The 11,975-nt window shown below is 44.9% G+C and carries 10 protein-coding genes; 4 read left to right on the plus strand and 6 right to left on the minus strand.

From position 1 onward, the window contains the following. Nucleotides 1–43 precede the first annotated feature (43 nt). From ilvC to ilvD, 5 genes are all read right to left on the minus strand, one after another. Nucleotides 44–1,087, minus strand: a complete 1,044-nt coding sequence (ilvC, locus tag H8S63_RS09595) for a ketol-acid reductoisomerase (protein WP_007751689.1) — start codon at nt 1,085–1,087, stop codon at nt 44–46. Between the two features lie 65 nt (nt 1,088–1,152). After that, nucleotides 1,153–1,896 (minus strand): acyl-[acyl-carrier-protein] thioesterase, encoded by a 744-nt coding sequence (locus tag H8S63_RS09600; RefSeq protein WP_007751691.1) that lies wholly within the window; start codon nt 1,894–1,896, stop codon nt 1,153–1,155. Next, complete coding sequence (gene ilvN, locus H8S63_RS09605) at nt 1,893–2,459, minus strand: acetolactate synthase small subunit (protein WP_007751693.1); 567 nt, start codon at nt 2,457–2,459, stop codon at nt 1,893–1,895. The genes H8S63_RS09600 and ilvN overlap by 4 nt, the downstream gene beginning before the upstream one ends. Nucleotides 2,460–2,507: 48 nt before the next feature. Further along, entirely contained in the window at nt 2,508–4,205 is a 1,698-nt protein-coding gene (ilvB, locus tag H8S63_RS09610) for a biosynthetic-type acetolactate synthase large subunit (RefSeq protein ID WP_186926643.1), read from the minus strand. Nucleotides 4,206–4,268: 63 nt separating this feature from the next. Further along, nucleotides 4,269–6,071 carry a dihydroxy-acid dehydratase gene (gene ilvD, locus H8S63_RS09615; RefSeq protein WP_022275751.1) on the minus strand — a complete coding sequence of 601 codons (1,803 nt, stop codon included), beginning with the start codon at nt 6,069–6,071 and terminating at the stop codon, nt 4,269–4,271. A 479-nt stretch (nt 6,072–6,550) separates the two neighbouring features. Between ilvD and H8S63_RS09620 the strand changes: the two genes are divergently transcribed. Continuing rightward, nucleotides 6,551–7,126 carry a peptidylprolyl isomerase gene (locus H8S63_RS09620; protein WP_186926644.1) on the plus strand — a complete coding sequence of 192 codons (576 nt, stop codon included), beginning with the start codon at nt 6,551–6,553 and terminating at the stop codon, nt 7,124–7,126. A 112-nt stretch (nt 7,127–7,238) separates the two neighbouring features. Here H8S63_RS09620 and H8S63_RS09625 read toward each other — a convergent pair whose 3' ends face one another. Continuing rightward, nucleotides 7,239–8,525: a serine dehydratase subunit alpha family protein gene (locus H8S63_RS09625; RefSeq protein WP_022275753.1), complete on the minus strand. Its 1,287-nt coding sequence runs from the start codon at nt 8,523–8,525 to the stop codon at nt 7,239–7,241. Nucleotides 8,526–8,660: 135 nt separating this feature from the next. Here H8S63_RS09625 and H8S63_RS09630 point away from each other — a divergent pair, with 135 nt between their 5' ends. The 3 genes from H8S63_RS09630 to aroC all read left to right on the plus strand — a co-directional run bounded on the left by H8S63_RS09630 (nt 8,661) and on the right by aroC (nt 11,968). Further along, the gene (locus H8S63_RS09630; RefSeq protein WP_186926645.1) at nt 8,661–9,746 is read left to right on the plus strand and encodes a PCMD domain-containing protein; all 1,086 of its coding nucleotides are present in this window, start codon (nt 8,661–8,663) and stop codon (nt 9,744–9,746) included. Between the two features lie 30 nt (nt 9,747–9,776). Continuing rightward, nucleotides 9,777–10,562, plus strand: a complete 786-nt coding sequence (locus H8S63_RS09635; RefSeq protein ID WP_007751707.1) for a porin family protein — start codon at nt 9,777–9,779, stop codon at nt 10,560–10,562. A gap of 329 nt (nt 10,563–10,891) precedes the next feature. Next, nucleotides 10,892–11,968, plus strand: coding sequence for a chorismate synthase (gene aroC, locus H8S63_RS09645; RefSeq protein ID WP_007751711.1), 1,077 nt, complete (start codon nt 10,892–10,894; stop codon nt 11,966–11,968). Nucleotides 11,969–11,975: the final 7 nt, after the last annotated feature.

Consider the following 11,975-nt stretch of genomic DNA (forward strand, 5'->3'; position numbering starts at 1 on the left):
TAACCTCTCCCCTTTTGTATCAAACTTGTATAATCCTATCAAATCAATTGTTCTCCGGACGAAGTTTGCGTACAGTAACAGCAGTTTGCCACATTTCGCTTTCACGCAACTGGCGGAGTTCTTCATTCAGTTTCTCACGATAATTCGGCTGTGAGTTACTGTCAATAGAAATTTGCGCTTCGTTACCGGTCTTCACACTGTGATACAGTTTTTCAACTACCGGTTTGATAGCGTCGTGGAACGGGCCCATCCAGTCAAGAGCACCGCGTTGAGCAGTAGTAGAACAGTTTGCATACATCCAGTCCATACCGTTCTTTGCAAACAACGGCATTAACGACTGAGTCAGTTCCTCTACTGTTTCATTGAAAGCTTCGGAAGGTGAATGACCGTTTTCACGCAACACCTCATACTGTGCCAACAACAAACCTTGAATAGCACCCATCAACGAACCGCGTTCACCTGTCAGGTCGGAAGTTGCTTCACGTTGGAAAGTTGTTTCAAACAGATACCCTGAACCGATACCGATACCCAAAGCAATTGTTCTATCGTAAGCTTTACCCGTAGCGTCCTGATAGATAGCGTAAGAAGAGTTCAAACCACGACCTTCGAGGAACATGGTACGCAATGAAGTACCCGAACCCTTAGGAGCAACCATGATAACATCAATATCAGCAGGAGGAACCACCCCTGTACGATCATGCCAAGTGATAGCAAAACCATGAGAGAAATAAAGAGCCTTTCCGGCAGTCAGGTAAGGTTTCATTGTCGGCCATACAGACATAACAGCCGCATCAGACAACAGACACATGATGATTGTGCCTTTTTCGCAAGCTTCTTCGATTCCGAACAAAGTTTCACCCGGAACCCATCCGTCAGCTACTGCTTTATCGTATGTCTTTCCCTGACGCTGACCAACGATTACATTAAAACCATTATCACGCAAATTCAATGCTTGTCCGGGACCCTGAACGCCGTAACCGATTACAGCGATTGTTTCATTTTTCAATACTTCACGAGCTTTCTCCAATGGAAATTCATCACGGATCACTACATTTTCAATAGTACCGCCAAAATTCAACTGTGCCATTTTTCTTTTTGTTTTTAGTTTTGATGGCTTACGCCATCCGTTATTAATTGATTTTATATTCTATTTTATTCAAATATCACTTTCGACCGGCAAACCACTTCGCTGCCGTTCTTCTTCACCTCTACGTGAAACTCATTTTCATTGGCTTCATCGCAGAAGAAAGTCAGTTCGTCTCCAAAATAACTTTCAGCCACATACGCCATCTCAAAACGACGAATGCGCTTGGTTTTATACAAATCGATCGGAAACAAGTCGAGTATGTGCTCGATGTAACGGATACTATTCACATGACCGTTAATATCAATATCACTGTATTTCGCAGTCAGCGTGGCCAACGGCTGTGTATTAGTCACTTTGATACGCGAAGGTTTCTCTATCGGACAAGGCTCATCGCATACATAGTCTATAATGCTTCCCCCGTGCAATGCCAACAGGTCAGCCGGTTTACGAGTATTCAAACTGATCATCGCCCACACGGAACGAGCGTAACCGATTTTCTTGCCTTCTTTATTCATAATGGCAAAATTACGATCGGTGAACAGGCGATAAACATTTTCCACCCAAGTCTGAACCGAAAAGTCCTCATACTGATAAGGCATTTCATCCAATTCGATTGCCAGGCGGGAAAGTACCCACGTATAATTGTCCTCATTCAGAGATGCAATGCCAAAACCACGATCGCTGGCATGAAACCCTGCGCAATTCAGCAAATGATTGCCCAGTACCCCCATTGTCAGGCGGCCGTTGAAATCAACATGAAACGGTTCTGCAACAAACTTATAAGTTCCTATTTTATTTGATTCGCTCATTCTTCCTGCTGGTTTTTATTTTGGTTATAACGGGCTTCCCGTCCGTCAAGAAACTCATTCACCCGTTCAAAACAACTGGTGGTAATCGCTACCCGCCCCGAACGTACAAATTGCAAAACACAATTCAAAGCCTTCAGTTCACCGTAAAGCGAGGTAATTTCTTCACTCATTCCATTCTTCTCAACAATAGAAAATACCGGATTTACTTCCACTATGCGGGCGTTATATTTACGTATCACCTTAGAGGCCTCCGGTGTCTCTTGAAATTCGGGGGTAGACACCTTATATAAAGCGATCTCATGGAAGTAGATCTCATCTTCCGTAAAGTAGTGCGCCTGAATTACATCAATCTTCTTTTCTATTTGCTTCACCACTTTTTCAATCGTATCTTTATCAGTCCAAGCGGTAATGGTATACTTATGTACCCCCTTGATGGAAGAAGCAGATACATTCAGACTCTCGATATTTATCTGCCGACGGGTAAAAACAGCCGTAACCTGATTCAGCAATCCGGCTATATTTTCCGAATGAACAATGATAGTATATAATGTTTTTTCACTCATAATCCTTAATTTAACTTTCAACTCCCAACTCTCAACTCTCAACTTCTTCTAGCACTCCAGCAACATCTGATTGACAGATCCTCCCGGAGGAGTCATCGGTAGTACATTACCTTCTTCTACTACACAGGCTTCGAGCAGGAACGGGCCATCTGTTGACAACATTTCACGGATAGCGTCCGCCAGCTCTTCACGAGAGAAGACACGTTTGGAAGGAATCTCGTACGCCGAAGCAATTTTCATGTAATCCGGATTCAACATCGGAGTGAATGAATAACGGCGATTGAAGAACATAGCCTGCCATTGGCGCACGTTGCCCAAAAAGTTATTGTTCAGGCAGATAATCTTCACCGGAGCCTTCTGCTCCATAACCGTACCCAATTCCTGAAGATTCATCTGCAATCCACCGTCTCCCATAAATACACATACGGTACGTTCCGGTGCTCCGAAAGTCGCTCCGATAGCGGCGGGAAGGCCGAAGCCCATTGTTCCGAGTCCGCCGGAAGTAATGATACTGCGTTCTTTCGTATATTTAAAGTAACGTGCGGACATCATTTGATTTTGTCCTACATCTGTCACCAGAACTGCTTCGTGGCGGGTAGCGTCACTTACCGCACGTACCACCTCACCCATGCTCAACGAGTCGGTGGCAGGATAAAGCTCGGGACGAATCACCTTTTCTTCCTCTACCTTCTCATACTCCGTGAAACTGCCGACCCACTCAGCGTGTTCATTCTTTTTCAAGAGTCGGGTAACAGCCTTCAATGTCTCCTTGCAATCTCCCAAAACTGCAATATCAACTTTTACATTTTTATTCACCTCCGCCGGATCAATATCAAAGTGAATCACTTTTGCCTGTTTGGCATAAGTAGCCAGATTACCGGTCACACGGTCGTCGAAGCGCATTCCTACAGCGATCAGGACATCACATTTATTGGTATTTATATTCGGTCCCAAATTACCGTGCATTCCCAACATTCCTTTATTCAAAGGATGTTCCGTAGGTAAAGCCGAAAGTCCGAGTAACGTACATCCCGCAGGCATATCCGCCTTTTCAATAAATTCACGCAACTCACTCTGCGCATTCCCTAACTCAACGCCTTGCCCCACCAGTACAAGCGGACGTTCCGCATTATTAATCAGTTCGGCGGCAGCCTTTACAGAGTCTTCATCAGTATCGGGCACAGGTACATAGCTGCGGATGAAACCAACCTTAGTCGGCTCATATTTCGTCTTCTCTACCTGTGCATTCTTGGCAAAATCCAGCACAACCGGACCGGGACGACCGCTACGGGCAATGTAGAATGCACGTGCCACTGCCCACGCTACATCTTCCGCACGGCGGATCTGATAACTCCACTTGGAGATAGGCTGGGTGATACCTACGAGATCGACTTCCTGAAATGCATCCGTTCCGAGAAAACCGGTTCCTACCTGTCCGGCAATAACAACAATAGGAGTACTATCGATCATCGCATCTGCAATACCGGTAATCGTGTTCGTAGCACCGGGACCGCTTGTCACCAGGCAAACACCGACTTTACCCGACACACGGGCATAACCTTGTGCCGCATGGGCAGCTCCCTGTTCGTGACGAACCAAAATGTGGTTCAAGTTATTTCGATGGTCGTACAAGGCGTCGAATACCGGCATGATTGAACCGCCGGGATAACCGAAAATCGTATTTACTCCCTGATGTTCCAATGAGCGCATCAACGCCTCCGCACCTGTTATTAAGTCTTTACTCATCTATTTATTTGCAATTTTAAGATTTACAATTTACGATTGAACTCAACATCAAAACATCATTTGTCAATCGATTAATCTTACTGCTCCTTTATCGGCAGAGCTTACCATGCTGGCATACGCTTTCAGGCTCTTCGGCACATAACGGTCACGAGTGACAGGTGTCATCGGACGGGCAGCCAGTTCTTCATCCGTCAGTCGCACGTTAATCGTCCGGGCAGGAATGTCGATTTCAATGATATCTCCGTCGACTATTTTTCCGATATTACCTCCTGCTGCCGCTTCGGGAGAGATATGCCCTATACTCAATCCGGAAGTTCCGCCACTGAAACGTCCGTCTGTGATCAAAGCACACTCTTTGCCGAGATGACGGGATTTTATATAAGAGGTAGGATAAAGCATTTCCTGCATACCGGGACCGCCCTTCGGACCTTCGTGCGTGATGACGACAACGTCGCCACTGACGACTCGACCTCCCAGAATACCTTCGCAGGCTGCTTCTTGCGAATCAAACACTTTAGCAGGTCCGGTAAACTTCCAGATACTTTCGTCTACCCCTGCCGTTTTTACCACACAACCGTCTTGAGCAATGTTACCTTTCAATACGGCCAGGCCGCCGTCTTTGCTGTAAGCGTGTTCCAAATCACGGATACATCCGGTTGCACGGTCTTTATCCAGTTCCTTATAATACATACCTTGCGAGCCGAGTACGAGGTTAAATCTATTTCCGGCTGCGCTCGAATATTTTTTGATAGCCTCTTCACTTACGTTCGGACTTGTAATGGAATACTTATCAATAGCCTCTGCCAACGTCATTCCGTCTACCCGGCGAACAGACGTGTCCACCAGACCAGCTTTGGACAGTTCGTCCATGATTGCAATAATTCCACCGGCACGGTTCACATCCTGAATGTGATACTTCTGTGTGTTCGGAGCTACTTTGCAAAGGCACGGAGCCTTGCGGGAAAGCATATCAATGTCGTCCATCTTGAAGTCGACTCCCGCTTCATGGGCAACAGCCAACAGGTGAAGAACCGTATTGGTAGAACCACCCATCGCAATATCCAAAGTCATGGCATTCAGAAAAGCTTGGCGAGTGGCAATGCTACGCGGAAGCACGCTCTCGTCCCCCTCTTCATAATATTTCATCGCATTATCCACAATCAACTTAGCAGCATCTTTGAAAAGCTGCGTACGGTTTTCATGCGTGGCTACAATGGTCCCGTTTCCGGGAAGAGCCAAGCCGATGGCTTCGTTCAAGCAGTTCATAGAATTTGCTGTAAACATACCGGAACAACATCCGCAGGTAGGACAAGCGTTCTGCTCGATATTGGCAACTTCCTCGTCACTCACACTTTGGTCGGCCGACTTAATCATCGCGTCAATCAAATCCAAATGCTGACCGTTCCATTCACCCGCCTCCATAGGACCACCCGACACAAATACAGCAGGTATATTCAGACGCATCGCCGCCATCAACATTCCCGGAGTGATCTTGTCACAATTACTGATACATACCATCGCGTCTGCCTTATGAGCATTCACCATATATTCCACACTGTCTGCGATGATATCACGGGAAGGAAGCGAGTAAAGCATTCCATCATGCCCCATAGCTATACCGTCGTCGATAGCGATTGTATTGAATTCCGCAGCGAAGCACCCCAGCTTTTCGATCTCCGCTTTCACCAACTGACCGATCTCATGCAAGTGCACGTGTCCCGGCACAAACTGTGTGAATGAATTGACTATAGCGATGATAGGCTTACCCATCTGATTCTTCTTCATGCCGTTGGCTACCCACAACGCACGGGCTCCCGCCATCCGACGGCCTTGTGTACTAAACGAACTGCGTAATTGCTTTTTCATTTCAATCTATCTTTTAATTAAAAAGCCTCTCTCACACCAGTGAGAAAGGCTCTAAATTTTATCTTTATGGTACGAATACATACAGCACAAAACCTTTCTCACGCTCTTGATGGGACCACCACGACGCGAATAATATGCAAGACTGCCAGGTTAATAGATGTGTGTAAGTTATTCATATCTTCTTTTCTTTATTTTTGTGCTGCAAAGGTAAGGGCTTTTTTATTATATCCAAACAAATCGAAGAAAAAAATCACATAAAAACGAATAATTGTAAGAAAAGAGAGGTGTTATTTCTCTATTTTATCACTTAAAGATTAAATTTACAACTATTATATAAGTGGAATCCTATTGTCCCTTTCTAACAAAAGCATTTAATATTTTGAAATATACCTTCCCTATATCACGGCAGAAATAAATAATTCGTATCTTTGTCAGCCCGCATTTGCGGGATTTATTAATTTAGAAATAAAAAGAATCAGATGGAAACAGTAGAAAACAAGTACATTACCGTTGCATACAAATTATATACAATGGAAGATGGTGAAAAGGAATTGTTCGAAGAAGCAAAAGCAGAACATCCCTTTCAGTTCATTTCAGGATTAGGAACAACACTCGAGGACTTCGAGAACCAGATAACTTCTCTTTCTAAAGGTGACAAATTTGACTTCACCATTCCGGCAGACAAGGCATACGGTCAATATGACGAACAACACGTGATTGATCTCCCGAAAAATATCTTTGAGGTTGACGGCAAGTTCGACAGCGACCATATCAAAGAGGGTAATATCGTACCTTTGATGACCGGTGACGGTCAACGCGTAAATGCCAGCGTAGTAGAAATCAAACCGGATGTAGTAGTCGTTGACCTCAACCATCCGTTGGCAGGCGCCGATCTCATCTTTGAAGGCGAAGTGATTGAAAGCCGTCCTGCTACTAACGAAGAAATTCAGGAACTGGTGAAAATGATGAGTGGCGAAGGCTGCGGTTGCGGATGCGACAGTTGCGGTGATGGTGGCTGCGATGACCACGAATGCGGTGGCGGCTGTTGCCACTAAATTAATGAAGAGTTAAAAATGAGGAATGAAGAATTGCTATCAACCATTGCGCAGCTAATTCTTCATTCCTCATTCTTCATTCCTCATTTTTCATTTTCTAACTCCTCATTTTCTAGCATCCTTTGTGTGTCATGATATCGAGTACCATTTTATCCGTTTCGTTCATAGCTTGTGAGCCGATTCTTGTCAGATTACGGATACTTTGATCTACATCTTCATCAATAATACCTTCCACAGAAGTTACACAACGGTCTTCCATTGCCATCATAGCAGACAGTACAGCTGTTGAGACTCCGGTAGTCACTTTTAGGGCACAACTCGGTTTTGCACCGTCACAAATCATGCCCGTCAGGTTGGCAATCATGTTTTGAACGGCAAAGGCAACCTGATCATAGTTTCCTCCCATCAGCCAAGTGATTCCGCAACTAGAACCTGTGGCAGCTACCACACAACCGCAGAGGGCGGAAAGACGTCCCAAACTTTGTTTGATATAAATAACCGTAAGATGACTCAACATCAAGGCACGGATCAGTTCTTCTTCATTCTTATTATTCTCTTCGGCAAAGACCACCACAGGAAGCGTGGCCGATATTCCTTGATTACCACTGCCGGAATTACTCATGACCGGAATCATAGCCCCTGCCATTCGAGCGTCACAAGCGGCAGAAGTATAAGAGAGGATGTGAGAGAATACACTGTCACCCATCACTTTGTGTTCATAACTTCCCCGAAGCATTCTTCCCAAAGAGTGTCCGTAACTGCCTTTAAAGGCTTGTTCGGCAGCCGCCTTGTTCAAACGTGCCGTATCAAGAATAAAACGAATTTCATCCAAAGGAGCTGTCAAGGCAAAATCATAAACCTTACGCAGGTTCAGTTCGGGAGCGGTCGCTTCCTCTTCTTCATCGGTTGTATGCTGCCTGTCTAGTAATACGTTGCCTCCATCGGCTATATATATAAAGGTGGTATGACCACCGGCAATTACAGCTTTCGCCGTTCTATCTCCGGACCTGCAAATCACTTCGATATAGAGCTTTTCCGTGATATTATCTTTCAAGGAAATACAAATCCGTCTTTCCGCAATAAACTGCTTTCCGCACTCTACAGCTTCCGGTGTACAGTCTTTCAATACTTCCAGCTGGTACTCTGATTTGCCTATCAATGCTCCTAAAGCAACGGCAATGGGAAGTCCTACCATTCCTGTACCCGGTATTCCTACCCCCATTGCATTTTTTAAAATGTTGGCACTGAGCAGTACTTCTATCTTCTCCGGACGCATCCCCAATGTTTCGGCAGCTTTCGCTACACAAAGCGCCACAGCAATAGGTTCTGTACATCCGATAGCCGGAATTACCTCTCTCTTAATCAGTTCTATAATTTGCCTTCTTTCTGACTCAGTCATAAACTCATAAGTTTTAAGTACACACAAAAATAAGAAAATCTTTTTTATCATACATCTCTTACTGAACAAATAAAATTTCATTTTGTTATAAACGCTTCTGAGAACTAAACTTTAACAGTAAGAAAAAAGAGAAAAATGAAAGCAAAACACGTGATTTTATATTTCCTGGTAAGTATTATCATCTCTTCTTGCATCCGTGACGAAGCTCTTAACGCAGAAGCAGATATACTTAGTTGCACACTGCCGAAAGCAGTAATGACTACAAGTCCTATCATTAATAATAATTCGGTAACTCTTTTTGTGGGACCGGAAACAGACGTTTCGGCCCTTGCTCCGGAATTCACCCTGACTCCGGGAGCTACCATCAGCCCTTTGAGCGGAACGGTACACGATTTTAATCTACCGCAAAAATACACTGTCACAGCAGCCGACGGAGTATGGGAAAAAACATATACAGTTTCGGTTATTGATACGGAACTTGCAACTAACTACAACTTCGAGGACACTCTCGGTGGGAAAAAATACTATATATTCGTAGAACGGCAAGAAGACAAAGTGATTATGGAATGGGCCAGCGGAAATGCGGGTTATGCCATGACCGGCGTTCCTAAAACAGCCGACGACTACCCCACTTTCCAAATAGCGGATGGTAAAGAAGGAAAATGTCTTTCATTAGTAACGCGAAGTACCGGTTTCTTCGGGCAGTTAATGGGTATGCCCATTGCCGCAGGAAACTTATTTATCGGCTCTTTTGATGTGAACAATGCCATGAGCTATCCGCTGCAAGCTACCAAATTCGGTCTGCCTTTCCGTTATGTGCCGACCTATCTGGCCGGTTATTATAAATACAAGGCGGGAGACAAGTTCACCGAAGAAGGAAAACCCGTTGACGGAAAACGTGACATCTGCGATATATACGCCATCATGTACGAAACGAGCGAGTCTGTTCCTACTCTTGACGGAAGTAATGCGTTCACCAGTCCGAATCTGGTTTCAATAGCACGCATCGACAATGCCAAAGAAACAGATGAATGGACTTACTTCAAACTTCCGTTTATTACCCGCCCCGGCAAGTTCATCGACAAAGAAAAGCTAAGGGATGGAAAATACAACGTAGCAATCGTCTTTACCTCCAGTCTGGAAGGCGCTTATTTCAATGGAGCCATCGGAAGTACCTTGCTGATTGATGAAGTCGAACTGGTCTATCATACAGAAAACTAAAACCTAAATGATTTTATAATAATTACAGCGATGAAAAAATACCTTTATACATTCGGTCTGCTTATTTGTTTAAGTGTTGCCCTGCCCGGTTATGCACAAGTGGATAGAAATGAAACGCTTATCCGTTCCGCCCTTCGCGGATTGGAATACGAAGTGAAAGCAGGAATCAGTATCGGCGGCACAGCTCCGCTTCCCTTACCGGCGGAAATCCGGTCTATTGACGGTTACAATCCGACTCTCGCCATTACAATCGGGGGTGAAGTGACCAAATGGGTAGCGGTTCAGAACAAACTGGGTGTCATCGTAGGGCTACGGCTTGAAAACAAGGCTATGACCACCGAAGCTACTGTAAAGAATTACAGTATGGAAATTCTGGGACAAGGAGGTGAAAGGATCAGCGGAGTATGGACAGGAGGGGTAAAGACCAAAGTACATACCGCCGGATTAACCATCCCATTGATGGCTACTTATAAGTTGAGTAGCCGTTGGAATGTGAAAGCAGGCCCTTATTTTTCCTATATACTTTCAAGGGAATTTTCAGGACACGTATACGAAGGATATCTGCGTGAGGACGATCCAACAGGACCTAAAGTAGAATTTACCGATGATAAAATTGCAACTTATGACTTCTCCGACGATCTGAGACGTTTTCAGTGGGGACTTCAGGCAGGAGCCGGATGGAGAGCGTTCAAACATCTCAACATATACGCCGACCTTACCTGGGGACTCAACAATATCTTCAAGAATGACTTCCATACGATCACTTTCTCGATGTACCCTATATATCTGAATATCGGCTTCGGGTATGCATTCTAAAATATAACTCACCACAGTTACATCGCAAGCTCCCAAGACAGCCGCCTCTCCAGCAAATGTAAGTTGCTGTTGTCCTGTAAAGGTCGAAATCCCCTCTCCCTTCTTTACGGTGCACTTGTCTATTACAATATCCCCGAACGTCATTATCTTCCCGTTCATGGATTCTTTTTCATACAGTCATTGGTTTAGTTATTATTAATCATCATTTATCAACTGAAAAGAAGAAAAAAGGTTCAATATGCCACCTTTTTTGAAGATATTTTGAGTTCACAACAATCTTATCGAAAACTTTGTTATATTTGCATACAGTAATTTTAAAAGCCACGACTATGTTTAATTCATTTGGCAACATCTTTCGGCTCACAAGTTTTGGTGAGTCTCATGGAAAAGGAATTGGAGGAGTAATTGACGGATTTCCCGCCGGAATCACTATCGACGAAGAATTCGTACAACAGGAACTGAACCGGCGCCGTCCGGGACAATCCATCCTTACCACCGCACGCAAAGAAGCTGATAAAGTAGAGTTTCTTTCCGGTATTTTTGAGGGTAAGTCAACCGGTTGCCCCATCGGTTTTATCGTTTGGAACGAAAACCAACATTCTAATGACTACAACAATCTGAAAAATGTATATCGCCCTTCACACGCCGACTATACTTACACAGTGAAGTATGGTATCCGCGATCATCGTGGCGGCGGACGTTCGTCTGCACGCGAAACGGTATCACGCGTCGTAGCCGGTGCTTTGGCCAAGCTGGCACTCCGCCAGTTAGGTATCAGTATCACTGCTTACACCTCACAGGTAGGAGCTATCAAACTGGAAGGCACTTACTCGGACTATGATCTCGACTTGATCGAGACAAATGATGTACGCTGCCCGGACCCGGAAAAGGCAAAAGAAATGGCAGACCTTATATATAAGGTAAAAGGAGAAGGCGATACTATCGGCGGTACGCTGACTTGTGTCATCAAAGGCTGCCCCATCGGTTTGGGACAACCCGTTTTCGGTAAGCTCCATGCGGCTTTGGGAAATGCGATGTTAAGTATCAACGCCGCCAAAGCATTTGAGTACGGTGAAGGATTCAAGGGACTGAAGATGAAGGGGTCGGAACAGAACGACGTTTTCTATAACAACAACGGACGGATTGAAACGCATACCAACCATTCAGGAGGTATTCAGGGAGGATTGAGTAACGGACAGGACATTTATTTCCGTGTGGTATTCAAACCGATCGCTACGCTGTTGATGGAGCAGGAGACTGTTAATATCGACGGAGTGGACACCACGCTGAAAGCTCGCGGCCGTCATGACGCCTGTGTACTGCCACGCGCCGTTCCCATTGTAGAGGCAATGGCTGCGATGACTATACTTGACTATTACCTGCTGGATAAAACCACGCAGCTTTAATGTTTAA

Source organism: Bacteroides sp. NSJ-39 (assembly GCF_014287315.1).
Lineage (GTDB): Bacteria > Bacteroidota > Bacteroidia > Bacteroidales > Bacteroidaceae > Bacteroides > Bacteroides finegoldii.

What these genes read in the sequence shown, in the direction of transcription:
- ilvC (WP_007751689.1), bottom strand. Translation starts at nt 1,087, where the DNA reads ATGGCACAGTTGAATTTTGGCGGTACTATTGAAAATGTAGTGATCCGT.
- H8S63_RS09600 (WP_007751691.1), bottom strand. Translation starts at nt 1,896, where the DNA reads ATGAGCGAATCAAATAAAATAGGAACTTATAAGTTTGTTGCAGAACCG.
- ilvN (WP_007751693.1), bottom strand. Translation starts at nt 2,459, where the DNA reads ATGAGTGAAAAAACATTATATACTATCATTGTTCATTCGGAAAATATA.
- ilvB (WP_186926643.1), bottom strand. Translation starts at nt 4,205, where the DNA reads ATGAGTAAAGACTTAATAACAGGTGCGGAGGCGTTGATGCGCTCATTG.
- ilvD (WP_022275751.1), bottom strand. Translation starts at nt 6,071, where the DNA reads ATGAAAAAGCAATTACGCAGTTCGTTTAGTACACAAGGCCGTCGGATG.
- H8S63_RS09620 (WP_186926644.1), top strand. Translation starts at nt 6,551, where the DNA reads ATGGAAACAGTAGAAAACAAGTACATTACCGTTGCATACAAATTATAT.
- H8S63_RS09625 (WP_022275753.1), bottom strand. Translation starts at nt 8,525, where the DNA reads ATGACTGAGTCAGAAAGAAGGCAAATTATAGAACTGATTAAGAGAGAG.
- H8S63_RS09630 (WP_186926645.1), top strand. Translation starts at nt 8,661, where the DNA reads ATGAAAGCAAAACACGTGATTTTATATTTCCTGGTAAGTATTATCATC.
- H8S63_RS09635 (WP_007751707.1), top strand. Translation starts at nt 9,777, where the DNA reads ATGAAAAAATACCTTTATACATTCGGTCTGCTTATTTGTTTAAGTGTT.
- aroC (WP_007751711.1), top strand. Translation starts at nt 10,892, where the DNA reads ATGTTTAATTCATTTGGCAACATCTTTCGGCTCACAAGTTTTGGTGAG.